Here is a 25,941-nt window from a genome sequence, read left to right as displayed (position 1 = left end):
CGGGGGAATCCCCCGCCATTCAGGAACTGATGATGTCTGACATGCCTGAAGCGCCTTTATGAAGGGGTTGCCGGTTCGCTGGCAGCCCCTTTTTCCACTTCTGGTGCGACCGCACGCATGAACAACCAGAAAGGAAGGTTCCCTCCAGGGGAACGGGGCAGGGCGGCAGCGCCTCCGGCGCGCCCGCTCTCTTCCCTTCATGTATTACCTCTGTATTACATATTAATGCTACTGTACGCATCCATTAGCATTAATATGGGAAGGTTATTTTTCCCTGTTCCGTGCTGAACGGATGCCTGCCTGATAATTCTTTTTCACACTTTCAATATCACTGAGCGTTGAAGCCTGGCAGGAATGTGCAGCAAGACGGTAGCGGGCGGCAATTTCATCAAGGATGGCAGGGGTGTTGTCTCTGCTGCGATGCTGGCGACCTTTCTGGCCAAAAATGCTGACGATGATGTCCTGACTGCCCGAACGTCCGAAAAGACGCATGCAAAGACGCTTTACAATCAGTGGAGTTAAATCCAGATCGATGTCGTCTGCGATTTCAAAAATAAAACTCAGCATCCGGTACGTTTTATAGCGTTTAACTGCTGCGCTGAGACGTGCAGCCCTCTGAGGGAATTCCCATGATTCATCGGAATAACGCTGCAGCTCTGCCTGGTAATCTCTGGCCAGATGTTCGAGGGTGTACTTAAAGTTGCGGTAAAAATAAGCGCGGGACTGTTCAGTCTGAGATTTTTCAGCCATTTTATGGACCGTAGATTAACGCTAGTGTATGCGTACATTAGCATTAATAATTAAAGTCTTCAAACCTCCCTCGCCTCGCCGGAGATCTGAATGCGGAAGTGATGGCACTGCTCTCTCATGGCCTGAAACAGAAAAACGGGCAGGGCGATGGCCCCCTTCGGCTCCCGGCCAGCGCTGCTGTCCGGTCGTCGAGCCCCACTCCGCCAGGGCAGCTGCTGCGCACCCGCCAGTCTCCGCCGAATCCCTTCGGGGTTCGGGCTTCGCTAGGGTCTGATGGCGAAGGTCAACCCCTGGCTTGCTGCGACCGTGCCGGTCGCGCCGCCCTGACCGCGACGGTGTGACTGTCGCTTTAAGGCCGCCACGCCGTTCCGACGTGTCGGGTGTGTGCACCCTGTTCCCCCGGTGAGGCCATCGTCCCGTGTGTCCTCACGCGGAGGGCTGGTCGTAGCACCGTCGGGTCGTCATCCAAGGGGTGAAATGCACTCCGCCAAAACTTTTTGCGAGTATCCGCAAAAACTTTTGTCTGCGCCCCTTTCCTTCCTCCCTTCGCCGTTGCTCCTTTGCCCTTTGCCGCGAGAGAACTCACCAGGGAGATGGACAACCATCACCACAGGAGAAAACCAGGATGCACACACGAAACGTCAACGTCAAAACCGCCGCTCAAGAATCTTCCAGGAAGATGGGGGGCGAACTACCTCCGCTGAGAGGTCTGGCACTGCGCATTCAGTGGGGTAAAGCGCGCGTGATGCGTGTTATCGACGCCGTGAAAGCGAAAAACGAGGCGCTGGATGTTGTTTTTGAGGCGATGCTTGAAGGCTACGGCGATTTTGCCAGTGGTAAGCATACCCCTCCGCATATGTTTTCAGACGTTCCGGAGCTGGTAAGTGCGTGGCATAGCGGATGGGCACAGGCCGCTGGCGTCGAGGAAACGTCGAATTGTGCCTGCTGCCAGAGCGGCAGCGGTGAACCCTGCCCGTATCACGATTAACGAACGGGCAGTGACTGCTGCCCCATGAACTGTCCCCGCGTCATTTTCGCAGGGAATAACCCGGACAACCCGAGGAGTACACCCGATGAACGTTAACACCCCTACCGGAACATGTGATTCAGACCTCACTCCGTCCCAGTTCACGGATCTGTTTTGCTGGGTCCTGGCTGCATCGGAAGGGGAGCCACAACCAGGTATTTTTACACCGCCAGCGAATGCCTCTGAGCTGACGTTAATTGATTACGAATGCCCGGATTATATCTCTGTCTGGGTAGTCGACGGGTGTCCGGTAGCAGCTGCAGCGCCGCTGGATAATTTCCATCGCGTTATTTCTTCATCTCTCACTAAATAATCAGGAGTAAATAATTATGGTCAGTTTCGCAAGCCGCTATCGTATGCCAACATCAATCCGTAAAGACCGCCCGCTGACGAATGACGAATTACAGCGCATTGTTCCGAGTGCGTTCTCTGAGGAAAAACACGATTCTCGTTCAGAGCGTTATACGTATATTCCAACGATTGTCATTCTTGACCGATTACGTGATGAAGGTTTTCAGCCATATTATGCAACCCAGTCCCGTACGCGTGACCAGGATAAACGCGACTTTACAAAGCATATGCTCCGCCTGCGTCGTCATGACCAGATTAACGGAAAGGAAGTACCGGAAATTATTCTGCTGAATAGCCATGATGGTTCAAGTAGCTATAAAATGATCCCCGGTATGTTCCGTCAGGTTTGTAGTAATGGCCTGGTTGCATGGAAGGATTTTGGCGAAATTCGCGTGCCACACAAAGGAGATATTGTCGGGCAGGTTATCGAAGGTGCTTACACGGTGCTGGAAACATTTGACGCGGTCGATGAAAATATTGACCTGATGAAAAGCATTCAGCTTACTTTGCCTGAGCAGCGCCTTTTTGGCGCAACAGCCCTGGAACTTAAGTATGACGGAAAACCGGCACCAATAACGCCGGAGCAAATTATTAACCCCCGCCGTGTTCTCGATAAAGGGCAGGATTTATGGACAACATTTAACGTGGTGCAGGAAAATGTGATCCGTGGGGGGATTCGTGGCAGAACGCCAAAAGGGAAGATGACCAGAACGCGGGAAGTCTCCGGAATAGATGGTGACATCAAATTAAATCAGGTTCTCTGGAAAATGGCCGAAGAGTTTGCAAAACTCAAAGCCTGAGAAAAAGCCGCTCCTATGAGCGGTTTTTTATTTTATTAATTTTTGTTGATAACGATTTTTTCAGTTTTTCTCGCTGCTGACACTGGGGGAGTCTCTGATGACTGTTCCAGTATTGTTTTTCTGGCGAGCAGAATACGGTAGATGTTTTTTATTTCTGTAGCGTAGGCACGGCGTTTTTTTATCATCACATCACGTGGCCCCGTATTATACATTCCAACGCTGTCCCAGTTTTTCCCGTAGGACTGGAAGTTGTGCGCCAGAACCCACGCACCCGAGTAAACGCATATGCATGGATCTTTTAATAGTCGATCGCGGGTAATATTAAACTTTTTAAGTTTACTGTAATGATAACTGTTCACCTGCATCCCGCAGACATCTTCTGATCCATCGTTGTTTGATCCATTTACCGCAGACGCTTTAAGACGACTCTCTTTAATTGAAATTGCCATAAGCAGCAGCGGATCTATTTGATAGTCTCTCCCCGCCTGGTCAAAACACATCTGCGGTGCGGCGAATGTCGATAGTGAGAACATCATCAACAGGATGGGGACTTTCGTTATTTTCATTTTATGGACCTTATGTCGATCATAAACCGGTATACGCTGCGCAATAAAAAATACTCCGCCAGATCATTTGAATCAAGATAATTCCCTACAAACGCGCGGAAGCGCTCTGAATCATGCATTCAGCCACACTCTCAAATACCAGTTACAACCCGGGCACACTTATTTACTTGCCGCTCTTTGCTAACCCTTTAAAACATCACACCCCACGCAAGATTTCATCTTGCAGTTTTTCTCTTTGAATTCAGTGAAATAACTTATGCCATTATGCGGAAAGTTGGAATATGTGGGAAAAAGGTGTGTGGATTACCACACCTTGCAGTGCCTGATTACCACACCTTGCAGTGCCTGATTGCCACACCTTGCAGTGCCTGATTAGGCACTGTAAAGTGTGGGGATTGTGTGTATCCTGATAATAGAGTAGGTTAGTGATATGCAGTGCCTAATCCACACACCTGATGGTGCCTGATGCACACACATCACAGTGCCTAATCCACACACCTGATGGTGCCGGATGCACACACATCACAGTGCCGGATTAACACACACATTTAAGTCAGAACAGGCTTTATATGAACGCATTCTTCAGGTTGAGGGTGAATTAACTCACATGAAAAATGGTCGACAGTGCCGTATCCGGCACTGCATGAAAAAATCAGGGAAATATTATGCCGCGCAAGAACATATACTTCAAAGATAAAATCGACAGGGAAATACAGGATATACTGGATATTGAACTTCAGAAGGGCGCAACCACCTCTGAAATGAACTATTCTTCAATAGTCAATGAACTTGTCCGGCTTGGTCTTATGGTTTATAAATCCAAAGAAGAGGGGTCAACCTTCGACCTTGATGGATTCCGCCGCGACCTGATAAAGAAAGTATCAGGCTCCCGGGAAGGTATTATGATTCTGACTGCACTGGTCTCTGAAATCTATGTTAACTTCAAGGGGCAACAGGCGGGAGTTTCACTTGATGACCTGATAAACAATAACATCAGCGCCATTAATATTGCTGAAGACGCAGCAGAGAAACAGCACTTCATTATCGATGATAAATAGCACGAGAGACCGGACGACCCGGCCTCCGTCGATCACTGCGCGCCATCCTCATCCCACGGAAGCGCGCTTTTTTCTGCCTCATTAATTTTTTCTTTTAAGTAACTCTCAAATTCCATGCACAGCACTTTCAGGGCTTGAGCATCCTCATTCTGTTCAAGTACCCGCCCTGTAAAATATTTCAGTGTACTCATCAACCTCGTCAGCATTTCATCATTCAGACTGCGCCTGTGAACCCTGGCCATTGTGCGAATCTCTTCGGCAAGATTCCCCGGAATACGCATACTATATCCTGTTGTCTTACCCGGAAGTAATATTCGCTCACCCTCACGCCACACCCAAAGATGCTCCGCAGGGGGACTATCCCTTTTATTTACCTCCCCGCAACGTGTATCCACATCAAGCAGGTTATGCAGCCAGTCTTCAAACTTCACCGCCAGAGAAATCAGTCTCTCACCTTCCGCCGTTTTAATAACAGGAATATCCGGCTGATAATTCAGAGACAATAACAGGCGTGCAATAATTTCGTCATTAACACTTCTCTTTCCTGCTCTGGCACATACTCTCAGCTCCATCAGTAAATTATCCGGCGCCCGCAGTCGCCACTCAACAGCCTCACCCGGGCGGAACTTACGCGGCCTTCCCCGGCCACCCCACATTTTCTCTTTTACTTTCATTGCTATAGATCTCGCATTCAACACTCCAACAACCTGAATGACCAAGCCTACTCACTTATATATTCAGAAAAATCCTAAATATTTTAAATAATGTGACATGTGTCACAGTTTTTTTTTTTTAGAGTCATGGGACAATATCGCGTGCGTAAACAAGCACTTACGTACACTCATTTTGTTTACATCCGGAGAAACAAGCATGTCCACAAACGGTAATGCCCTTAATGTCATGAAGGGATGGGCGGTAGCGTCTTTATTTCGTAAAGCTCGCGAAAACCGACAGTTAAAAAAATTTATTAAAAACGGAGGGTTGATTTTAATTTCACTTATGGTCGCACACCCGGCTCTGGCCAGCGGAACTGATTTACTTGCATCACAAAACACAACCGTTAACTCAACCTTCGGTTCTGGCTCTTCCATTGTAAAATGGTTTTATATTGCCGAAATTATCATGGGCCTGTTTATTTACATCAAAGTACGCTCGCCGATGGTCTTTGTCGGTATTGTTATGTGTATCATTTTCACCCGCGTCGCTTTCAGTATTGCGAGCTGACCATGAACGGGGAAGAGGATAAATACTACTTCCCGGAAACACTCAATCAGCAGGAACGCTATTTCGGTCTCCCTCTCGATGAACTGTTAATTGTCGCACCTTTAATTATCCTGGGTGTGCTGAACAATATGTCACTGGAGCTTTCTGTTATCGCGGGCCTGCTGTGGGCAACCATCAGATATCTGAAAAAAGGTCAGGGGTCATTCTGGCTGCTGAATTTCTGCTACTGGCATCTTCCCTCTTTTTTATTCAGGGTGACCTTCAGGCAGATACCTGATTCAAGTTTCCGGCACTGGAGAGCGTAATTACCATGAAGCTTAAAATTAAAGGTGAACGCGATAAACAACTCAGTTATGCGTTTATTGCGCTGGCCTCATTGCTTCTGCTGAGTGGGGTGGGAAATGTGCTGACCGGCTCTCTGGCGTGGCATTTTGCCACCACACAGAAAACTGTCACCACGCCCATGTCTTTTAATCAACCCTTCACCTCAGATGCTTCCGGCGCAGATGCCACCGGTATGACCATGTTCGCCTCTGCCTTTATATACTGGCGACTGAATGTCAGCCCGGAGAACGTCGACAATAACCAGAAAATGCTGCTCGGTTTCGTCCCCTCCGCCGAACGGGATGAACTGAAAAAAGCGCTGGATATTGAAGCTGAACGCATCAAAAAAGGGGGGATAACCACCCGCTTTGATACGAAAGAAATCCGCGTCATGGATGCGCCTGGTGTGGTCGAATTCAGCGGTACGCTGAAATCCTCCACAACAAACGGCGCCATCACCATTCCGCTTAAAGACCTGGAAAAAACATACCGACTGAAAATCCGTTACATCGACGGGCTGGTCACACTTCACCAGTTCGAAGAACTCCAGCCGGTCACCACCACTAACTGACAGGACTGCCCATGAAAAACGCAATTTCACCGGCAGCTGCTGCTGTGTTACTGGCAACGGGACTTTTTACCAGCGGCCTTCTGGCCGCTTCCGCTCCCGCAGCCATTCCGTTTGAGAACGACGCCGCCTTTAATGTCACGCTCAGCAATACCAACCCGACCAAAGTTGTTGTTAACGGAGAACTTATCACCAGCATCAGCGGCCCATCCGGTGCCTATGACCAGAGCCAGACCGATGACGGCGCCCTTATTCTGTCGCCCCTTGTCGGCCAGAACTTCACTGTCTTTATCCAGACCGACCACGGGTCTTCCCTGAGCCTGAACGTCCGGCCTCAGCCCGGAAACGGAAAAACACTGCGCTTTACCCCGATGTCACCGCCACTGCGCAGGAATGACGATGCAAAAGCCTGGGAAGAGGGACAGAGCTACGAAAAAACGCTGGTCTCTCTGTCCCGTGCCATCGTTAACGGCCAGGTGCCTGATGACTATCAGGAATACCCGGTCAGCCGCATGACGGCATACCACCCGGGCGCAACCGTTCGCCTGACGCCGGAACGTCAGTTCGTGGGCAACCATCTGCGCATTGTGCGTTTTCGGATGAGCAATCCCGGCAATATCACACAGAGTCTGCGAGAGCGTGATTTCTGGCAGAAAGGGGTCCGCGCCGTCATGCTCTCACAGCATCAGCTTTATGCGGGCGGAGAAGGATATGCCTGGATTGTGTTTTCAGATGACGGAGAACCACGTTCATGAGTCTGAATGAAAACCTGAAAACCCGCCGCAAACAGATTGCCATCCTGGCGGCAGTAATTGCCTCCGGGGCCGCGATGGCCGGTGGCGTTGCCTGGTACGGGCATTATCAGGAACAGCAAAAAGCGCCTCCGCCAGCTGCTGTGCCGAATATGACCGGTGTGGTGACTGCCACGTTTAATGAACAGGTGAACGATGCCGCCCTGGCACAACAGCAGGCCAAAACGTCAGCGCTGGAGCAGAATTTCGCCACACTGTCACAACAGTTTGAACAGAACAAACTCGACACGAACGAGAAAATGGCCCGGAAGGACGCTGAAATTCAGCGCCTGACTGAGCAACTTAACCAGCGACCTGCCGGCAGTAACCCGCAGACACCACCTGCAGACCAGAACGGAACACCGCTCCCGGGTCCCGTTGCCGCCGGCCAGTCCCGCCCCGCAGAATACTCCGTGACCCCGACAGGAGCGCCCCCCGCCAGTGGTGCAGTCAATATGGGACAGGGCGCAGCGTTCTATCCGGGGGGCTCCGGACAACGTATGACCGGAGGTCTTACCACCTCAAAATTTACCTACGAGAACCTTAAAAAGAAAACCACGAAACTGCCGTGGATACCTTCGGGGTCGTTCTCTGACGCCATTATGATTGAAGGGGCTGACGCCAACGCCAGCGTCACCGGTCAGCAGAATACCCGCCCCGTGACTATCCGGTTGCTGGGAAATATCCAGATGCCCAATAACAAGGAATACAGTGCTGATGGCTGTTTCGTTGTGGGGGAAATCTGGGGGGATATTTCCAGTGAGCGCGGTGAGGTCCGGACCCGGTCTATCAGTTGCGTGCTGAAGAACGGCAAACATATCGATATGGAGTTTGACGGACACGTCAGCTACCAGGGCAAAGGGGGCATCAGAGGGAAGCCGGTTATGCGTAACGGTATGATTGTCGGTTATGCCGGTGCCGCCGGGTTGCTCTCCGGTTTTGGTGAGGGGATTAAATCGGCCGCCACGCCGTCGGTCGGCCTCGGGGCCACTGCCGATATCGGTGCCGGTGATGTGTTTAAACAGGGGCTGGGTGGCGGTGCGAGTAAAGCCGCTGACACCCTGAGCCAGTACTGGATAAAACGTGCTGAACAGTATCATCCGATTATTGATATCGGGGCCGGGAACCGCGTCACTGTGGTGTTCCAGAAAGGCTTCCGTCTTGAAACGCTGGAAGATGCTGAGGACGCGAAGGCGAAAGAAGAGCTGCAGAAAGCCGGTAACGCCGCACAGGGTTCTGTGACTCCGCAGCCTGTCAACCAGACCGCCACGCACAGCACCACATCGGTGGGCAACATCAACCCGGATGACGTTCTGCGCCAGGCCAGCCAGCTGCGGCTCGGTGACACAATAAACTGAGGTGGAAGATGGATACAAACCGAAGACTGCTGAACGATATTCGGGTGGACCTGCATATGTGGCAGGCTAACCATTATCCCCCACATCAACAGTGGGTTTACACCTTTTCATTGATATTCGCTTTCGCGAACGGCGGGGTATGGATGTATCTGGACATCACCTGGTGGCTTCAGTGTACAGCCAGCTTTGGGGGAATAATCTTATTTCTGTGCTTATTCAAGCGGCTTTTCGACAGTAAACCCCGGACATGGCCTGATGCTCTGGACAGGAAACTGGCCCGGTATAAACCGCTTAACCCTGTGGCATGGCGGGAGTTACAGGCCTCGGTTGTGGAGAACCGGGTACTTACACGTGAAGCTGTGGAACGCTGGTATGAAAAGGAAAAAGCAACTCAGGTGAAAAGGCTGTCTGGTAAATCATCCGTAACGGGTCGCTTTCAGTTCCTTCATAACCATCCCGACAGCAACCCCGGCAAGGAGAGGAACCAGTGACGTTAAATTCCGAATCCTCCTGCATCATGAAATGTGCTTCTGACCTTCGCCATGTGTTCATTCCTTTTATGGTCTACAGCACTGAACTGACTGTCTGGGCGGTACTGATACGTAAAGGGGTGGTGACGTATGAGTGGAGTAGCTGGTGTGTTGGTCTGCTTGTTGCGCTGTTCCTTCTTTTCTGTACAGCAGCCGTTACTTTCGGGGAACGAATCGAAGGGATTATTTTCACATCCCTGGGGGTTATAGCGCCCTGGCTGATACTGCTTTGCCTTTCTTTGATTTGGGCGTTTATTGATATGAGCATGGCGCGTATGAATGTCGACCTCTTTCTGGCTGGCACTATTTTAAGCGCAGTGGCCCAGGCTGTTTTTATATTAGTCCTGCACCAGAAAAATTAAATCAACCTTATCCGCCCCCATTCCTTACTGGTTCTGCCATAAATTAACCGGAGTTATCCCATGAAAAAACTGATGGGCGCTGCACTGCTGTGCAGCGCGCTGACCGGCTGTGCCGGCATGAATTCTGATTTCGACTGCAATAAAACTGCAACCGACCAGTGCCTGACGACCGGCGAGGCCAACAAACTCGCCGCTCAGGGCAAAAGCCTGGACGAACTTAACGCCGGTAAAACCGCAAAAAAGCCTGCGGGTGAAACCCTGCCGGCACTGCGTAACGTGGCACCTGTCGTGAATGCGTCACGTCCTGTATCAGTCGCAGCAACCGGAACCCCGGCTACTCCGCTCATCGCGCCACGTCCGCTGGCCACGGCACCGGCAGGCACCATGCTGGCGGGCGTGATACCTCGCGTGAGTCCGCGTCCCGTTGTTCCGGTCACCCCTGTTAATACGGCCGGACGCGTACAGGTCCAGCGTATCCCGGATGCGACCCAGCGTCTGTGGATTGCACCGTGGGTGGATACGGACGACAACTTCCATCAGCCTTCTGTGGTTGAGTTTGTGAAAAACAAATCCCACTGGGACGAAAGCTTCCGTGTTATCGGGGAGGGCGGGGAATGAGCAGTGTCCTGGACAGCCTGATGGGGCTGATTGAGAGCGGGCGGCGTAAGGACGGTGCCGCGACCGCGCGTGCCAACCTTGAACAGACCTGGGATTATCCCTCCCTGGTGGCCAGTCTGCCTTATCGCTATTACGATGAAAAAAATGAGCTTTTCATCAATACCGGTACTGCAGGATTTGTTCTGGAACTGGCGCCGTTGCCTGGCGCCAATGAGCAGGTGATGGCCGCGCTGGATGACATGTTGCGTAAAAAACTCCCGCGTAAAACACCGGTCACCGTTGTTCTGACTGCCAGTAAATGTGTGGGCGAGCGTATTGCGCGGGGTGTCAGTACCGATATGTGGAAAGGTCAGATGGCCGATCATCTGAATAAAATTACCCGTGCGTTCTGGGAGCGTTCGGCACTCCACGGACTGGCCAATGAGCGTGAGTACCCGCTCTATCTGCGAAACTACCGTATCTTTATCGTCTACGGTAAAGCGGTGAAACGGTTCTCCCAGCAGGTGATGGATGACCTGGTTCAGATACGCAACACCATTCGCGTTTCCCTGGGGGCGGCGCGGATAGATTCCGTTAACACCGATGTGAATGCCTTCCTGTCGGTCATGCGTGAGCTGATGAACTACCGTCATGAGCAGGTCATGATGTCGCCGGGTGATTATAACGAAGATGAGCTGCTCAACCGTCAGGTGGTCGATCCTGCCATTGACCTGAGTGTTCACCCGTCACATATCCGTATCGAATTACCGGAAAAAATCGAAACAGACGGGACACGACTTCCGGCTTCAGCCTGCCGGATTGTGAATATGCAACTGAGCAAAAATCCCCGCCGGTTCGCACTCTGGCAGGGAGCCGATAACCTGCAGAATCTCCGCTTTCCTGATCTCGGTATTCCGTGCCCGTTTATGATCACCTGGACCACTGAACTGGAGGAGCAGACCAGAAGCCAGAGTGAGGCCTTTCGCAAGGATACGGACCTGTCCAAAAAGGCCAGCTCAGCCTACGGGGCGCTTTTCCCCGGGACCAAAAAAGCGGCAGACGAATGGCGTAGAGCCCGTGAACAACTGTCGACCAACGAAATCGCCCTCTGCCGGACCTACTTTAACCTGACGCTGTTCACGCCCGACAATAATACGGAGGCGCAGAAGTGTGAGCTGGCCGCCATTAACGTCTTCCGTAAGAACGAGCTGGAGATGGTTACGGTGCAGTACCAGCAGATGCGTAACTGGCTGGCCGGCTTCCCGTTCGTGATGCAGGAAGGGATGTGGGAAGATCTCAAAATGACGGGGGCCACCCTGCGGGGGAAATCCTGGAACGCCGTGAGCCTGATGCCTGTGGTGGCTGAGCGCCAGTTGTCGCATGTGGGCATGCCGTTGCCGACCTACCGCAACCAGGTGGCTTTCTTTGATATGTTCGGGGAAGAAAACGGCAGCACCAACTTTAACATCGCTGTCACGGGAACCTCGGGGGCCGGTAAGTCATTCCTGACGCAGGGTGTTCTCCGTGATGTCCTGAATGCAGGCGGTTTTGCCTGGGTCATCGATATGGGTGACAGTTACAAGAACTACTGTCACCAGGCTGGCGGGGTTTATCTCGACGGTTCGAAGCTTCGCTTTAACCCGTTTGCTAACGTGAAAGACATCAGGCACTCCGCTGAAGGTATTGTGCGTCTGCTGACGGTACTGGCGAGTCCTACCGAGCCGCTGGATGTTGTGTGTGAAGCGATTCTGCAGAAAGCGGTGATGGATGCGTGGGAGAAAAAAGGCTGTCAGGCGCGTATTGATGACGTTTTCAGTTTCCTGACCAGCGCTGATGTTAATCAGCGCTTTGCCGAAAAACCGACCATCACGGCGCGTCTGGCTGAACTGGCCATGCTGCTGGAAACCTACTGCACCTGGGGACCGGATGGCGAATACTTCAATGCGGACAACCCGACGCTGGATGGTGACACACGTTTTGCCGTTCTGGAGCTGCTGAGTCTGGAGAACAAACCGAAACTGCTCTCGTCCATTCTGTTTTCGCTCATCCTGGCGATTCAGGAAAAGATGTATCACAGCCCGCGTGACCTCAAAAAAGTCTGCATCATCGACGAGGCCTGGCGACTGCTCGGTGGCTCCAATCCACATGCAGCCCGCTTTATTGAAACCGGCTACCGTACTGTGCGCCGTCACCGTGGGGCGTTCATCACCATCACGCAGGGCATCAGGGACTTCAGCGCCAGTAAAGAAGCGGAAGCGGCCTGGAACAACAGTTCGACCAAAATCACCCTCCTGCAGGATGCGAAAGCCTTCAAACAGTACCTCTCCGACAATCCGGACCAGTTCTCGGACATGGAAAAAGAAGTTATCCGGGGTTTCCAGCCTGCACTGCAGACCGGTTACAGCTCGCTGCTTATCAGCGCCGGGGAGTACAGCTCGTTTCATCGCCTGTTTGTCGATCCTGTTACCCGCGCCATGTTCAGTTCCCGTGGGGAGGACTTCGCTTATATGCAGAACGCACAGAAAGCCGGGGCCACGGCAGATGAAGCCGCATATCTGCTGGCCGAGAAGAAGTTCGGTGACGAACTTCGTGAACTTGAAGAATGGGTAAAAGCCGCATGAGTGAACAGAATGAACAACCGTATGAGGCCGCCACTGTCCGCGCAGGTATAAAGCCGCGGGACTGGCTGAAAGCCCGGAGCGTGAAAATAGCCGCCTGTGTGCTGATTTCACAGTTGGTCATGACCGGAATAACGTGGGTATATATGAAATCCACGTCCCCGGACGTGGTGGTCTTCGACATGAAAGGCACCATCGACCTCTTTATGCAGCAGTCGGCACAGCTGCAGCTCGATGAAGGAAAAGCGAAAGTGCTGACGGCCCGTTTCAACACGGCAATGTCTGACAGCCTGGCGGCGTGGCAAACCTCGCACAACGCCATCATTCTGGTGAAACCTGCGGTGGTCAGTCCGTTGCCGGATATCACACCCGATATTCGCCGCGACATTGCCCGGCGCACGCAGGAGGGGCAGTGAAGAAACGTCAGCCACTGATGGCATTACTGTTGCTGGCACTGTCAGCCGGCAGTGGTGCCAGAGATCTCGGTACCTGGGGGAACGTCTTTGAACCCGCAGAGCAGGACATGCTGGACTTTATTCAGACCCGACTGAAGGGGATGGAGCAAAGCGGGGAACTCGACCGGTTGCGGGAAGAAGCTACGGCGCGGGTGAAAAAAAATGCCGTTCGCCCGGCCCCGGTTGAGGGGCTGAGCCGGGCCGTGAAATACCGCAGCTTCCCCTGGGACCCGACATTTACCGTGAAAGAAACCATTACGGATATGCAGGGGAAAGTGATTGCCCGTAAAGGTGACACGATCAACCCGCTTGATAAGGTGCCCTTCGCCCAGGTGCTCTATTTCATCGATGGTGATGACCAGGCACAGGTGGAGTGGACCCGAAAGGAAATCGCCGGACAGACGAACAGCAAAGTTATCCTGGTGAACGGCAATATAAAGGAAACCAGTGATGCGCTTGATGAACGTATCTACTTCGACCAGGCAGGTATCCTGACCCGCAAGTTTGGCTTCTCACACATCCCCGCACGGATATCCCGCGACGGTCGCATGCTGAACGTTGAGGAGATCCCCGTAAAAGGAGCAAAGAAATGACAGCCACAACGTTAGGTGATCTGTTCCCGGAAATGCGTCATGCGGTACCGGGACGGGAAAGAAAAAGCCATCCCACTCCAGAATCGCCGGGGAAACCCGCCCGTCATGTTACCCGTCAGGGAACGGCGGACCGGCTCAAAATGCTGTATCCCGAGATTGAATCCTGGAACCCTGTGCTGGTTACCCAGGCCTGGTTTAACTGGCTCAGGGAAAATCAGATGGCGCTGGTCGAACCGCAGGCGCGTGACGAACGCTTCCCGGACTATCTGGTCGGTCTGATAGTCAGGCATATGCAGGAGACGGAAGCATGGATTTAACGTCGTTCGGCTACCTTTTATGGGCCCTGCTGGTCGGGCTGCACTGTCTGGCGTCGGGCGCACCGGGAAAAAGGATGCACAGGTATTCCGGTCAATGCGAAGACAGCGGGGCACTGCCCCCGCAGGAGGAAGATGAACAGCCGTCCCCCTTTACGCAGGTAACCGTCAGTGTGGATGCACAGCCGGGCATGTTAACGCGCGATCTGGTGTATTGCCTGGCGCGCGCGACCGGCGCGTTGCGGACAAACGGACTGCCTGTGAGCACCGACGGATGCCACTATCACGGGGATTATGGTTACACCGGGGTCGCCGTCCCTCAGTATTCAGTGCACTGGCGTGTTCATGCCCGCCTGTGCACTGACCAGCAGGCTTTTTTTCCTGATAAGGACGGTCCGTCACTTCCGCCCTGGCTGGAAATGGCGGGGCGGTTGTCGCAGGGGAGTCTGGCCCGCCATATTTATGTGATCCTCCAGGGGACACCCCGCACCTCCTGCGACACACTGGCCTGGTTTCTGACTGAGGCGGCAGACGCGATTGCGGCGGGCGCGTCAGAGGGCAGCAATTTTGATGAGCACCGCTGTGGTTACGCGTTCCTGGTTATCCGGCCTGCCTCGTTCTGATGTTTCAACCGCCCAGGCACTCAGGCTCTCCGGTGCTCACTGCGTGGCGCTTCGCCTCAGCCGGGCTCCCCTCCCGGTATCTCTTAAAACCCTGACAAGGTAATGCCATGAAAAAAGACCCTGAAGGTGAAAAGGGCCGGAATGTTGCCATCTCGTCATTACGCCACGATGAAGGTTCAGCCAGACAGCTGGATGAGATCCTCAATGAAAATCCGCTCTACAAACCTTCTGCCGTAATGCGCGGCGGCATTCTTGCCCTGTATGAAATGACCCGGGAACAACGGCTGGTCATCATCATGAAAGCGGCCAGCAACGCCCGGAACCACTGATTTTTCCCCACGCCCGCCATCATCCCGGTGGCCCGGGCATATCCGGAGATACCCCATGACCCATTCAACAGCGGTCGGACCGGTGGCGGTGACCCGTGACCGTAACGGCTTCTGGACTCACCCTCGCTATTTTAAGCCTGCTGGCGATGAAGCCTCCCGGGCTGACTTCAATAACTGGCTGCACCGGAACAATCTGGTCTGCGCACTTCGCTGGCTGGAGAACGACGCCCCTCCCCATGTTACGGAGGCCTGGAAGCATGGCGCCTGCGATATCAGTGAGTGGCAGCCCTCCATGCCTGCCGGCGAGGGCTGGTTTACCGGCTCCATTCACGACACGGAAGACGGCCCCGTCTGTGTCTGGCTGCGGGAGGCACCATGAAACGCGGTGTCTGGTTTGCCGCGCTGATTCTGGCGCTGACGGTCTGGACGCCGGGGCAGGTATCTGCAGCCAGCAGTAATGCCGGGGAGGGACGATGGGTAAACCCTATTTCGGACGTCTGCTGGAAGTGCCTGTTTCCGATGTCGGTCGGGAGTATCAAACTGGCGTCCGGACCGCAGCCGGATACCAGCAACCCCTCCATTCCCATTCAGATGTGTTCATACGGCGTGCTGTACCGGATAGGACTGGCTATTGGGTACTGGGAGCCCACGGCCATGACGGATGTGACCCGCGAGCCCGGGGTGATGGTCAACATGGGGGGATTTAAGATAGACCTCGGGCGGACGGGAACCGGCACCGCCGGTCAGAGCGATCGACCCGCTGCCGGCGCGTTCTACCATGTTCACTGGTATAAATACCCGCTGATTTCGTGGCTGAGCATCATGACCAGCACCGGTTGTTTTCAGGGGGGCGACATGGATATTGCCTACATGTCTGAAGTCGACCCGCTCTGGAATGACAGTACGCTGTCCATGATGATTAACCCGGAGGCCGCACTGTTTGGCAACCTGATTGCGCAGGCGGCCTGTGCGGCCGATGCGGTGGCCAGTACCGCTGGCGTACCGTTATCTCCCCTGTTCTGGTGTGCCGGCAGTCAGGGAAGTATGTATCCCTTTACGGGGTATACCAGCGGGGAGTTTTCGCCGCTGGAATCCTCACTGCTGGTCAGTGAGAGAATGGCCTTCAAGCTGCACCGGGAAGGTCTGGTGATGAATACGGTGGGGGCTGATTATGCCGTGTGTTATCAGTATCCCTCACCCATCGTGCCGAAAGAACGCTGGCGTTACCAGATGGTGAACATGTATCCCGAAACCAACAGTTGCCACGCGTTTGGTGCCAGTACCCAGACCTGGGGGACACCGCACAACGCGCCCCATTCAAAGAAAAATTTCGGTTATCTGCTCTGGCGCAAACGCAACTGCGTCTATACATGAGGTTCCTCCCATGAACAAGACTCTGTACCGGGTACTGCTTGCCAGTGCCCTGATGGCCTGTACGTCGCTGGTCTCAGCCAGTGAGCAGGCAGGTGTGTCCCCACGGGATATGACGTGGATGAAACAACAGCAGCAGGCGATGGACGCGTTTAAACAGAATCTTCAGGGCCAGACCCTGTCTCTGCCGCCGGAACAACAGGCGCTGATAAACCGGATGCAGGGGGATGTGGCCCGACAGCAGGGAGAAAGCCCTGGGGGCGAAAAAAAAATGTTCCCAGCCATCTACTTTGTCAGCCTGGGGCTTCCCCGGGAAGGTCTGTTACCGATGCTACGGGACGCAAACCGTTACGGTATTCCCGCTACGCTCCGTGGACTGGTAAATAACGACCTGCGACAGACCGCCAGCGCGATGTTTGAACTGTCCAAAGAGGATAAAAACATTGGTGTTCAGATTGACCCGACACTGTATTCCGAATTCCACATTACGACCATACCGGCTCTGGTGGTGACCTGCCCGGGCCATTTTGATGTGATTCGCGGCAGCCTTCCGCTGAAACAGGCTCTGGAAAGAGTGGCTGAAAACGGGGACTGTGCAGCAACAGCCAGACAACTGTTGAAGGAGGGAGAATGAAAGCTCGTCTTGTCGGGGCGCTAATCCTGTTGCCCTCACTGGTGCTGGCAGATGCAACCAGTGATGCCTTTAATACCGGAGCGGAATTTGGGAAAGGGAATAAGGGACAGGGGACCAGTAGCCTGAAAAATCCGGACGCGGTCACGGGCGATATTCCTGGTTATACCTCAAACCCGCCGGAAAGTGGTTACTACGGCGGCGTGAAAGGCGGTGACGGCGGGCTGGCAGAAAAAGGGCAGAACGCCCTGCAGGACAGCCAGGCCGGTCAGGCGATTATCGACTCCGGGATCAAAAACCCGCTACCGGTGATTGACCCTGAAGCCCCTTTTATTACGGCAGGTAAAAGTGCGGAGTCGAATGCGGGCAATATGATCAACGGGACAGGAAACCCGCAGCAGTGCCAGGAAACCACGGTCTCAAAATCCGTGTTCGACAAGTACACCTGTGAACGGGATGTGTGGGTGGAACAAAGTTGCAACCGGACGGCAAAAATTGTGATTGAGGGGGACACAACCTGGGAAACGCAGACGCTGGAATACGAGCTGAGTCAGCAGCCCATGCAGGAAATAAACGGACGCAATATCGTCACCATCGTTCCCCAGGTGGGGGGCGAAATTATTCAGGCCACCTATTCATGGCAAAACCAGCATGGTAATAAGCCCCGGTTTTTTATGGACGTTTCCATTCTGGGGGCTGAAATTCCCTGGCACAATAAAGGTAACTATCAGAATGTCAGCTTCACCCCCGTACCGGCGACGCTGACCGCCGGTGTGCCCTTTACGTCGTCCCACCCCCATAAGCTCAGGGACGGCTCGGGCACGCAGTCATTTAAAACGCACGTACCGATGAGCATCAGGCTGGTTCTGAGGGTCAAAAAAAACAGCAGTGTGGCCAAACTGGTGTGGACTGATTCGTGCGGCAATATGTCCGGCAGGGGAGCGACGGTCCCGGTTTCCAGCGTCTGTTCCGTTGCAGGCGGGTACCGCCCGGTCACGATTGATGGTGTCGTCCAGCAGATCTGGAGCGACTGCTGGGAATATACAGACCAGTATCTGGTTCAGTCAGGATCAAAGGGTACCTGCGAACCACTGATGAAGGACCCGGCTTGTACTGTGACCGGCACACAGTGTCTGACGCAGAACGGCGCTTACTGTGAACACGAAAAAGTGAACTATGAGTGTCAGCGAACGTTCACGTCTGGTGGCGTGATTTGCGGGGGTGAGTACTTCTGCAAAACGGGGGACTGCAGTGATACCGGCGGGGCCGGGGATAGCGGGTTTGATACGGCGGTGTCAAAACTGGCCGGGCTGGCATCAGCGGCGGATGACGTGAAAAACACCCAGGATGGTATGGATGTTCGCGCTTTCACCGGTCAGGTCACGAGCTGCCGGAAAGCGGTCGCAGGCTTCTCAAACTGCTGCAAGGATTCAGGCTGGGGGCAAGACTCGGGACTGGCGGCCTGCAACAGTGATGAGATGGCACTGGCGAAGGCGAAAGCGAAAAAAATCACCGTCAGTGTGGGAGAGCGATGTGATCGGGCGGTGATGGGCGTCTGCCTCCAGAAAAGTAAGGTGTACTGCGTTTTCCAGGGCAAGCTGGCGCGCATTATCCAGGAGCAGGGGCGCCGGGATCAGCTGCATGTCGGCTTTGGCAGTGGTAAAAACCCGGACTGCCGGGGGATTTCGATCAGCGAACTACAGGCTATCAACTTCGACCTGATCAATTTTGCTGACTTTTACGAAGACCTGATGAACAACCAGAAAATCCCGGATACCGGGACGCAGGTGAAGCTCATCAAGGACCGCATTGCCGCGCAGGTCAATCAGCAGAAGAGTCAGGGAGGCCAGAAATGAAGCCGTGTTTTTATGCGCTGGCGTTACTGGTCATCAGTCTGTCCGCCACGGCTGAGGACATTGTGACCCCGGCTGACCCGTTTACCGGCTGGTTCTGGTACAACGAGCCGAAAACGCCGCCTGAGAAACCACAAAAGACATCACTACCGCCCCCGCAGGCGGTTCCCGACCTCAGTAAACTGTCGGCGCAGGAGCAGGCTAAGGTCCTCCGGGGGTACACGATGGAGGCGCTGAACCGCGCCATCCTGTACCCCACGCGGGAGAATACGGCGACGTTCCTGCGCTGGCAGAAATTCTGGACGGACAGGGGGTCGATGTTCAGTCAGTCATTTGCGGCGGCGCAACTCAGCCACCCGGACCTGGATTACAACCTGGAATATCCACACTACAACAGTATGGCCCCGTTCGTGCAGACCCGTGACCAGCAGGCCCGGCAGAATGCGGTGGAACAGATAGCGCAGCGTTACGGCCTTTTCTACTTCTATCGTGGCAGTGACCCGATTGATATCCAGATGGCCGGCGTGGTGGCTGACTTTGCCAAAACCAACGGCATATCGCTGATCCCCGTTTCGGTGGACGGCCAGGTCGCCGCGTCGTTGCCACAAAGCCGGTCTGATTCGGGACAGTCCCGCACCATGAATATCACGCATTTCCCGGCACTGTTTCTGGTTGACCCGAAGGGTAAGACCTTCCGCGCCCTGTCTTACGGCTTCATGACACAGGATGAACTTTCCAAGCGATTCCTGAATGTGTCCACCGGTTTTAAACCCCAGTCTTAAGGATACTCCTGTGAATAAATTTGCCTTTGCGCGTGCCTCCCGGGCACTGCGCCGTGCCGTTTTCTTTTCCCTGGTGACGGCCCCTTCCCTGATGCTGTTTGTCCTGTTCATCATGCTGTCCTTCAACGAGTCGATTGCCGGTCGTTTTCTTTCAGAGGCGAGAACGCTGGTTGCGGATACTCCGGAAGGAAAAGTGAATATGTCCGTGTGTCAGGTCGTGCCGTTACCCCCCGAAGAAACCGGGGCGGAAACCGTGAGGCAGATAAAACCCGCCCCTCCGGTCATCTGCACCCGGGAGACTGTCCATGTGGATGCAATGGGCTGGCAGAAAGAGACGAACAGCGCCATTCGTTCCCTGTATCTGACGTCCGCCCTGCTGGGGCTGGTCATCTGGCTGCTATTCAACGGGTTCCCTGGTGTTTCCATTCCCCATAACGTTTTCAGGAAAATGAAATCATGAAATCATGTGTTGTAAGGCTGGTTCCTCTTTTCTGGTGGGGCATGGTGGCGAAGTGCCTCAGTGAGTTAATTTCGGTGTCCGTGACGTTCACCCAGGGCCTGCTGCTGTGGGCCGGGTATCTGATGTGGGCAGTGGCGGCTGTTTTGCTGGCCATCACCGCCGTGCACGAATGCCGGCTGAAATGGCTCGCCAGACGAGCCCGGGAGGTGACGCATGGCCGGTAAATTCGCTGTTAGTCTGCTTCTTATGTTTCCTCTGCTGGCCGGCGCAGGTGTCCGTGATGAGCTGGCCGCGCTGGATGCCGCAAAAACGAACGTTCCGGCCGGGGTATCTGCCAGACCGCAATCCGCCGTATCACCACAAAGCCTGATGGCGTTACCCGATGGTCGTCAGGCAAATATGAAGGACTATGCGGTGGTGTTGTTTATGCAGGCTCACTGCCAGTACAGCGCAAAATTTGACCCACTGGTTAAAGGCTGGGCCGATCAGCATCAGATAAAAATCTATCCGTATACGCTCGATGGAGGCGGTGATACATCGTTTCCCACACCGCTGATCCCACGAAAAACCGATCCGGCGTCTCCCATAGCGGATGAAATTATCACGTTCTTTGGCAACGGGCTGCCGATTGCCACACCAACGGCGTTCATGGTGAACGTCAATACGCTCAAAGCCTACCCGCTGACCCAGGGGATGATGGATATTCCCGCCCTTGAAAGCCGTATGGCCAGTCTCATTCAGGCTGACCTGGACAATGTTGACCCGAAAATGCTGCCACCCATGCCGGCAAGCAGCCAGGCTACCCCTCAGTAAACCAACCGGACTACAAAATGACCTCACATTCGTATGCGTTATCGCGTACCGGGCGCGTCTGGCTTTCATCCAGCTTGACGTTGCCTGTGTCCGCAACATGTTCTGGCTTCCCCGTCGGCAGGCTGGCAGAGACGTTTTTAGCAACGGAGCTGAAGCTACAGACGCCTGAACCAAAGGAGAATGCTAATGATTAAGCCACTGGCGGTCGCTGCCGGTATTTTTTTTAACGGTCTGTCCGTGTCCCCGGCACAGGCCGACGTCAATGGCGACCTGAACGGATTTTTTGGCAGTCTCGGCTACAGCGGTAACGTCTCCCAGGCACAGGCCTGGCAGGGACAGGCGGCCGGTTACTTTTCAGGTGGGTCAGTCTACCTGCGTAACCCGGTGAAAAATGTCCAGCTTATCTCGATGCAGCTCCCGTCTCTGAACGCCGGATGTGGCGGGATTGATTCCTATCTTGGGGCTTTCAGTATGATCAGTGGCGAGGAAATCCAGCGCTTTGCCAAACAGATTATGAGTAACGCCCTCGGATATGCCTTCGATCTGGCACTGCAGACAATGGTGCCCGAGCTGAAGCAGGCCAAAGACTTCCTGCAGAAACTGGCCAGCGATGTGAACTCGATGAACATGAGTTCGTGTCAGGCGGCACAGGGCATCATCGGCGGGCTGTGGCCGGTGACGCAGGTATCCCAGCAAAAAATCTGTCAGGACATCGCCGGAGAAAACCACTTATTTGCTGACTGGGCTGCGTCGCGTCAGGGGTGTACCGTCGGGAAACAGGGCGACAATGTAACCAGCAAAGCCAGTGATGCTGAGAAAGACCAGGTACTGAAAAACAAAAATCTCATTTGGGATTCACTCAGTAAAAATGGGTTACTGGGCGGTGACAGGGCTCTGAAAGAGCTGGTCATGAGCACGGTCGGCTCCATCATATTTAACAAGGACGGCGACGTCACTATCCTGACTCCGCTGGTTGATAACCGCGACCTGATCAAAGTGCTGATGCGCGGCGGGACGGCAAAGGTGTATGGATGCGATGAAGCCTCACAGTGCCTGGGGCCGGTGGTGGCTAATCTCAGTATCTCCGAGTCACATGCCCTTGTCACACTGGTCAAGAACCTGATGCTGTCCATGCAGAACAAGCTGGTTGATGACCGGCCGCTGACCGACCAGGAAAAAGGGTTTGTGAACACCACGTCGGTACCGGTGCTGAAATACCTGACCAATGCCCAGAGTATGGGAATGAGTGCCACCTATCTGTTGCAGGTGTCCGATTTTATCGCGCAGGACCTGATGATCCAGTATCTGCAGGAGCTGGTTAAACAGGCCAGCATGTCACTGGCCGGAAAGAACTTCCCGGAGGAAGCCGCCGCGAAGCTGCGTGACAACGTCATTCATGCTCAGGGGCTGCTGGCTGATATGAAACTGCAGTCCGCCGCAGACCAGAATGCGCTGGATGGTATTGACCGCAACATGCAGTACCTGCAACAGCAGGTTTCCACGATCGTTTCGGGCTCATACCAGAGCAATTACCATTGGGGGGTGCGCTGATGCTTGAGATTTACACCATCTATGGCGGGGGGATGTGGAAAACAGCGCTGGATGCGATTGTCACCCTCATTGGCTCCAGTACCTTCAGTACACTTCTGCGCATGGCCAGCACCTTCGGGGTGCTGGCCGCCCTTGTCCTGTTTATCAAACAGCACAACCCGATGGTGTTTGTGCACTGGCTGGCTGTCTTTATGATTATCAGCACGGTGTTGCTGGTACCCAAACGCTCTGTGCAGGTTATCGATATCTCTGACCCGGGCGCGGTCTGGAAAACCGATAATGTGCCGGTCGGGCTTGCCGGGATTGCCTCGCTGTCGACCAGTATCGGCTACAGGATGAGTTCGCTGTACGACTCCCTGATGGCCAGACCTGACTCGGTGACTTACAGCCGGACGGGGATGCTGTTTGGCTCGCAGATTGTGGCCGAAACCAGTGATTTCACCACGCAGAATCCTGAACTGGCACAGATGCTGCCGGATTATGTGGAAAACTGTGTGATAGGAGACATTCTGCTTAACGGCAAATATTCGATCAACGAATTGCTGAATTCCACTGACCCTCTGACGCTCATCACCAGCAACCCGAGTCCGTTACGCGGTATTTTTAAAATGACGTCCTCTTCACGGCAGTTTCTGACCTGCCAGCAGGCGGCAGCGGAAATCAAAACCCTGGCCAATATTGAAGCGAACCTGGGGAGCGCCACCTTCACCTGGCTGACACAGAAGATATTTGGCAACAAGGTCAACGGGGCGACCCTGCTCGCGAATGCCATGGGAGACAGTTATGGTTACTTCTATGCCGGGGGGATGAGTGCGGCGCAAATCATGAAGAACAACATCACCAACACGGCAGTGCGCCAGGGGATAAAAGGATTTGCGGCACGGTCCTCGGATACAGCCAACCTGCTGAATCTTGCAACAGAAAACGCGGCGACCAAACAGCGTCTCAGTTGGGCATCCGGGACGGAACTGGCCACAAGGACGCTGCCGTTTGCGCAGTCACTGTTGATGCTGATCCTGGTGTGTCTGTTCCCGCTGATGATAGCGCTGGCAGCAACCAGCCACAGTCTCTTCGGCCTGACCACACTGAAGATCTATGTGGGTGGGTTCATCTATTTCCAGATGTGGCCCATCATGTTTGCGATCCTCAACTACGCCTCGAACTACTGGCTGCAGTCAAAGACCGGCGGGACACTTCTGGTCCTGGCCAACCGGGATATTGTGGCACTCCAGCATTCGGATGTGGCGAATCTGGCCGGTTATCTGTCGCTCTCAATACCGGTACTGTCGTATTACCTGACCCGGGGGGCCGCAGTCATAGGTTCCCAGGTGGCGGGCGGAATGCTCAGCTCGGCGGCGTTCACGGCAGCCGGCGTGTCATCAACCACGGCAGACGGGAACTGGTCGTTTAACAACATGTCGATGGACAATGTTAACCAGAACAAGATGGATACCAACCTGGTGCAACGTCAGGGCCAGCAGACCTGGCAGGCTGATAATGGTTCCTCGCAGACGATGACTGCCGGTGGTCACACGGTGATAGATGGTTCAGGGGCGATGTCAAACCTGCCGGTGAATATGCGGCTCAGCCAGCTGGCCAGCAGCGGGTTCCAGGAGTCCGCGCGGCAGTCGCAGGTTCAGGCGCAGACCGCGCTGGATGGCTATAACCACAGTGTCACCAGTGGCTGGTCACAGCTTTCGCAGGTGTCAAACCAGACCGGTACCAGCGACAGTCTGACGCAGGGCAGTGAGAACAGCCAGGTGGCTAACGCCACGCGTGGTGCCAGCATGATGATGTCGGCAGCGGAAAGCTACGCGAAAGCAAATAACATTTCCACCCAGGAAGCCTATAACAAGCTGATGGATATAAGTAATCAGGGTTCTGTATCTGCAGGTATTAAAGGTACTGCAGGGGGCGGTGTTAATTTAGGTGTCGTTAAATTAGGTGCTGAAGGAAGTGTTTCAGGCGACATAAGACATTCAACTGGCAGTTCTAGAGGGATTCAGAACTCAGACTCTCATTCACAAGATACGCGCCATGACCAGAACAGCCAGACTGTTAATGATTTCCGCCAGGGGATGGATATGGTTACCAGCAGCCGTGTGACGGACGGTTCAAGTCATGCACAGAATGCAGCGACCAGCAATGTCCAGCAGTTTGCCGCCACACTGAATGATGCGCAAAGCCAGTATCATCAGTACACAACCAGCTCCACCAACAGCAGCGAATTCAGCCGGATGGCAACGCTGGCGCAGAACCAGAGTGCCAGTCTCGATACCAACTACACCCAAGAGTTTGTGGACTGGGCTGCGAATAGGTATGGCGATAAGGCACAGAGTATGCTGACAAGTGCTCCAAGCGCGCGCGAAGCAGCGATGGAATTCGTCAATGAACGTCTTAAACCTGAAATTATGGGGGATTACCATCAGGGGCGGTCTGACCTTGAAAGTGGGGCAGAGCATCCTGCCTTCAGTGGCGCCCATATAGTTCACTCGTCATCGATGAGTGACAGTGACTCTGGAGCCCAGGTGCCTGCAGGCGGACCGTACTCTCCTGCTAACACGCAGACCGCAGGGCAGGGTCATGAAAGCCCGGGTGGTGGCTATGATGTACAGCATGATCGGGTGTATCCGTCAGGGACTCAGAGCGGTCAGGAGTATGAACAGTCAGGTTCGCGAGTCACAACCCGAACTTATACCGGGCAACCTGAACAACATTATGACCGGGAGGGGGGGAATAATCGCGGCATTTCTGGTACTTCAGCACCGTATTCTGGTTCAGGGGCAGATGTAACAGAGGCCCCGTCTCAGGGCCAGGGTCATGTGATTAAAAATGGCTCGCCAGGTGACATCCAGACGCGGGGTGGCACTGTTATCAGAGGGGGAAATGTTACCGGCAATGATATGCAGGACGTCTACAGAGAGAATGAGATGAGGTTACACGGTCAGTCCGGGCAGGGTTTTGGAGCGCAAAATGATTTACAGCGGCAGGTTGCGGGACAACGATCTGAAATTGAACGAAATATGAATAAATCTGCTGGCGAAATTGACAAAAAACAATCTACTGTTCAGGCATCCAGTGATATTCTGAAGGGAGAGAGCTTAATTGGTCAAAGTAGATTTAAACTTGGTCGTACTGAGGCTGAACTCGACCAATCAAGTAAATTAAACCCGTTTAATGATCTCCAACCTGATGAGTTACAGAAAAAAGTAGTTGAATTAAGGAAAAGAACAGGAGTGTAG

General features: G+C 53.9%; 31 protein-coding genes. 28 read left to right on the top strand and 3 right to left on the bottom strand.

Annotated features, from left to right (window positions below; genetic code table 11):
* Positions 1-264 precede the first annotated feature (264 nt).
* Entirely contained in the window at positions 265-750 is a 486-nt protein-coding gene (locus HV261_RS25995; protein WP_191608561.1) for a cytoplasmic protein, read from the bottom strand.
* Between the two features lie 625 nt (positions 751-1,375).
* Here HV261_RS25995 and HV261_RS25990 point away from each other — a divergent pair.
* The 3 genes from HV261_RS25990 to HV261_RS25980 all read left to right on the top strand — a co-directional run bounded on the left by HV261_RS25990 (position 1,376) and on the right by HV261_RS25980 (position 2,928).
* Positions 1,376-1,738 carry a hypothetical protein gene (locus HV261_RS25990; protein WP_049259749.1) on the top strand — a complete coding sequence of 121 codons (363 nt, stop codon included), beginning with the start codon at positions 1,376-1,378 and terminating at the stop codon, positions 1,736-1,738.
* 85 nt (positions 1,739-1,823) lie between these two features.
* Positions 1,824-2,090 carry a hypothetical protein gene (locus HV261_RS25985; protein ID WP_008324972.1) on the top strand — a complete coding sequence of 89 codons (267 nt, stop codon included), beginning with the start codon at positions 1,824-1,826 and terminating at the stop codon, positions 2,088-2,090.
* Positions 2,091-2,106: 16 nt separating this feature from the next.
* The gene (locus HV261_RS25980; RefSeq protein ID WP_008324970.1) at positions 2,107-2,928 is read left to right on the top strand and encodes a DUF932 domain-containing protein; all 822 of its coding nucleotides are present in this window, start codon (positions 2,107-2,109) and stop codon (positions 2,926-2,928) included.
* A 35-nt stretch (positions 2,929-2,963) separates the two neighbouring features.
* On the opposite strand, the gene HV261_RS25975 is transcribed toward HV261_RS25980, so the two are convergent.
* Entirely contained in the window at positions 2,964-3,494 is a 531-nt protein-coding gene (locus HV261_RS25975) for a lytic transglycosylase domain-containing protein (RefSeq protein ID WP_191608560.1), read from the bottom strand.
* 665 nt (positions 3,495-4,159) lie between these two features.
* Between HV261_RS25975 and HV261_RS25970 the strand changes: the two genes are divergently transcribed.
* Positions 4,160-4,552, top strand: a complete 393-nt coding sequence (locus tag HV261_RS25970) for a relaxosome protein TraM (protein ID WP_191608559.1) — start codon at positions 4,160-4,162, stop codon at positions 4,550-4,552.
* A gap of 32 nt (positions 4,553-4,584) precedes the next feature.
* Here the strand turns inward: HV261_RS25970 and HV261_RS25965 are convergent, their stop codons facing one another.
* On the bottom strand, positions 4,585-5,226 hold the full coding sequence (locus HV261_RS25965; RefSeq protein ID WP_191608558.1) for an Arc family DNA-binding protein: 642 nt from the start codon (positions 5,224-5,226) through the stop codon (positions 4,585-4,587).
* Between the two features lie 196 nt (positions 5,227-5,422).
* On the opposite strand from HV261_RS25965, the gene HV261_RS25960 reads away from it, so the two are divergent.
* From HV261_RS25960 to traG, 24 genes are all read left to right on the top strand, one after another.
* Positions 5,423-5,776 (top strand): type IV conjugative transfer system pilin TraA, encoded by a 354-nt coding sequence (locus tag HV261_RS25960; RefSeq protein WP_104652443.1) that lies wholly within the window; start codon positions 5,423-5,425, stop codon positions 5,774-5,776.
* Between the two features lie 2 nt (positions 5,777-5,778).
* The gene (traL, locus tag HV261_RS25955) at positions 5,779-6,081 is read left to right on the top strand and encodes a type IV conjugative transfer system protein TraL (RefSeq protein ID WP_008324958.1); all 303 of its coding nucleotides are present in this window, start codon (positions 5,779-5,781) and stop codon (positions 6,079-6,081) included.
* A gap of 5 nt (positions 6,082-6,086) precedes the next feature.
* Positions 6,087-6,671: a TraE/TraK family type IV conjugative transfer system protein gene (locus tag HV261_RS25950; protein ID WP_117343944.1), complete on the top strand. Its 585-nt coding sequence runs from the start codon at positions 6,087-6,089 to the stop codon at positions 6,669-6,671.
* Between the two features lie 11 nt (positions 6,672-6,682).
* Positions 6,683-7,423, top strand: a complete 741-nt coding sequence (gene traK, locus HV261_RS25945) for a type-F conjugative transfer system secretin TraK (RefSeq protein WP_117343945.1) — start codon at positions 6,683-6,685, stop codon at positions 7,421-7,423.
* Complete coding sequence (gene traB, locus HV261_RS25940) at positions 7,420-8,817, top strand: F-type conjugal transfer pilus assembly protein TraB (protein ID WP_191608557.1); 1,398 nt, start codon at positions 7,420-7,422, stop codon at positions 8,815-8,817. Before traK ends, traB begins: the two co-directional genes overlap by 4 nt.
* 8 nt (positions 8,818-8,825) lie before the next feature.
* On the top strand, positions 8,826-9,308 hold the full coding sequence (locus tag HV261_RS25935; protein WP_191608556.1) for a hypothetical protein: 483 nt from the start codon (positions 8,826-8,828) through the stop codon (positions 9,306-9,308).
* Complete coding sequence (locus HV261_RS25930) at positions 9,305-9,709, top strand: hypothetical protein (protein WP_202039824.1); 405 nt, start codon at positions 9,305-9,307, stop codon at positions 9,707-9,709. Before HV261_RS25935 ends, HV261_RS25930 begins: the two co-directional genes overlap by 4 nt.
* 60 nt (positions 9,710-9,769) lie before the next feature.
* Complete coding sequence (gene traV / locus HV261_RS25925) at positions 9,770-10,327, top strand: type IV conjugative transfer system lipoprotein TraV (protein ID WP_008325086.1); 558 nt, start codon at positions 9,770-9,772, stop codon at positions 10,325-10,327.
* The gene (gene traC / locus HV261_RS25920) at positions 10,324-12,927 is read left to right on the top strand and encodes a type IV secretion system protein TraC (protein WP_191608554.1); all 2,604 of its coding nucleotides are present in this window, start codon (positions 10,324-10,326) and stop codon (positions 12,925-12,927) included. Before traV ends, traC begins: the two co-directional genes overlap by 4 nt.
* Positions 12,924-13,340 carry a type-F conjugative transfer system protein TrbI gene (trbI, locus tag HV261_RS25915; RefSeq protein WP_008325088.1) on the top strand — a complete coding sequence of 139 codons (417 nt, stop codon included), beginning with the start codon at positions 12,924-12,926 and terminating at the stop codon, positions 13,338-13,340. The genes traC and trbI overlap by 4 nt, the downstream gene beginning before the upstream one ends.
* Positions 13,337-13,972 (top strand): type-F conjugative transfer system protein TraW, encoded by a 636-nt coding sequence (gene traW / locus HV261_RS25910; protein ID WP_104652357.1) that lies wholly within the window; start codon positions 13,337-13,339, stop codon positions 13,970-13,972. Before trbI ends, traW begins: the two co-directional genes overlap by 4 nt.
* A complete protein-coding gene (locus tag HV261_RS25905) occupies positions 13,969-14,289 on the top strand; it encodes a hypothetical protein (protein ID WP_008325090.1) in 321 nt (106 codons plus the stop codon). The genes traW and HV261_RS25905 overlap by 4 nt, the downstream gene beginning before the upstream one ends.
* Entirely contained in the window at positions 14,280-14,909 is a 630-nt protein-coding gene (locus tag HV261_RS25900) for a hypothetical protein (RefSeq protein WP_008325097.1), read from the top strand. The genes HV261_RS25905 and HV261_RS25900 overlap by 10 nt, the downstream gene beginning before the upstream one ends.
* Positions 14,910-15,016: 107 nt before the next feature.
* A complete protein-coding gene (locus tag HV261_RS25895; RefSeq protein WP_008325098.1) occupies positions 15,017-15,238 on the top strand; it encodes a hypothetical protein in 222 nt (73 codons plus the stop codon).
* 55 nt (positions 15,239-15,293) lie between these two features.
* Entirely contained in the window at positions 15,294-15,617 is a 324-nt protein-coding gene (locus HV261_RS25890) for a hypothetical protein (RefSeq protein WP_159137305.1), read from the top strand.
* Positions 15,614-16,612: a conjugal transfer pilus assembly protein TraU gene (gene traU / locus HV261_RS25885; protein ID WP_008325100.1), complete on the top strand. Its 999-nt coding sequence runs from the start codon at positions 15,614-15,616 to the stop codon at positions 16,610-16,612. The genes HV261_RS25890 and traU overlap by 4 nt, the downstream gene beginning before the upstream one ends.
* 10 nt (positions 16,613-16,622) lie before the next feature.
* Complete coding sequence (trbC, locus tag HV261_RS25880; RefSeq protein WP_159137304.1) at positions 16,623-17,243, top strand: type-F conjugative transfer system pilin assembly protein TrbC; 621 nt, start codon at positions 16,623-16,625, stop codon at positions 17,241-17,243.
* Positions 17,240-19,096, top strand: coding sequence for a type-F conjugative transfer system mating-pair stabilization protein TraN (gene traN, locus HV261_RS25875; protein ID WP_104652353.1), 1,857 nt, complete (start codon positions 17,240-17,242; stop codon positions 19,094-19,096). Before trbC ends, traN begins: the two co-directional genes overlap by 4 nt.
* Positions 19,093-19,875 carry a type-F conjugative transfer system pilin assembly protein TraF gene (gene traF, locus HV261_RS25870; RefSeq protein WP_104652352.1) on the top strand — a complete coding sequence of 261 codons (783 nt, stop codon included), beginning with the start codon at positions 19,093-19,095 and terminating at the stop codon, positions 19,873-19,875. Before traN ends, traF begins: the two co-directional genes overlap by 4 nt.
* Positions 19,876-19,885: 10 nt before the next feature.
* A complete protein-coding gene (locus tag HV261_RS25865; RefSeq protein WP_191608553.1) occupies positions 19,886-20,335 on the top strand; it encodes a hypothetical protein in 450 nt (149 codons plus the stop codon).
* Positions 20,332-20,559, top strand: coding sequence for a hypothetical protein (locus HV261_RS25860; RefSeq protein ID WP_008324899.1), 228 nt, complete (start codon positions 20,332-20,334; stop codon positions 20,557-20,559). Before HV261_RS25865 ends, HV261_RS25860 begins: the two co-directional genes overlap by 4 nt.
* Positions 20,549-21,148: an F-type conjugal transfer protein TrbB gene (trbB, locus tag HV261_RS25855; RefSeq protein ID WP_008324897.1), complete on the top strand. Its 600-nt coding sequence runs from the start codon at positions 20,549-20,551 to the stop codon at positions 21,146-21,148. Before HV261_RS25860 ends, trbB begins: the two co-directional genes overlap by 11 nt.
* Before the next feature lie 186 nt (positions 21,149-21,334).
* The gene (traH, locus tag HV261_RS25850) at positions 21,335-22,699 is read left to right on the top strand and encodes a conjugal transfer pilus assembly protein TraH (protein WP_117343957.1); all 1,365 of its coding nucleotides are present in this window, start codon (positions 21,335-21,337) and stop codon (positions 22,697-22,699) included.
* Positions 22,699-25,941: a conjugal transfer mating-pair stabilization protein TraG gene (gene traG, locus HV261_RS25845; RefSeq protein ID WP_137366880.1), complete on the top strand. Its 3,243-nt coding sequence runs from the start codon at positions 22,699-22,701 to the stop codon at positions 25,939-25,941. Before traH ends, traG begins: the two co-directional genes overlap by 1 nt.

The sequence above is a fragment of the Citrobacter sp. RHBSTW-00671 genome, from assembly GCF_014103415.1.
In the GTDB taxonomy this organism is placed as follows: Bacteria; Pseudomonadota; Gammaproteobacteria; order Enterobacterales; family Enterobacteriaceae; genus Citrobacter.
Note: the sequence above shows the minus strand (reverse complement) of the source record. Positions and strands in the feature narration are given on the sequence as shown.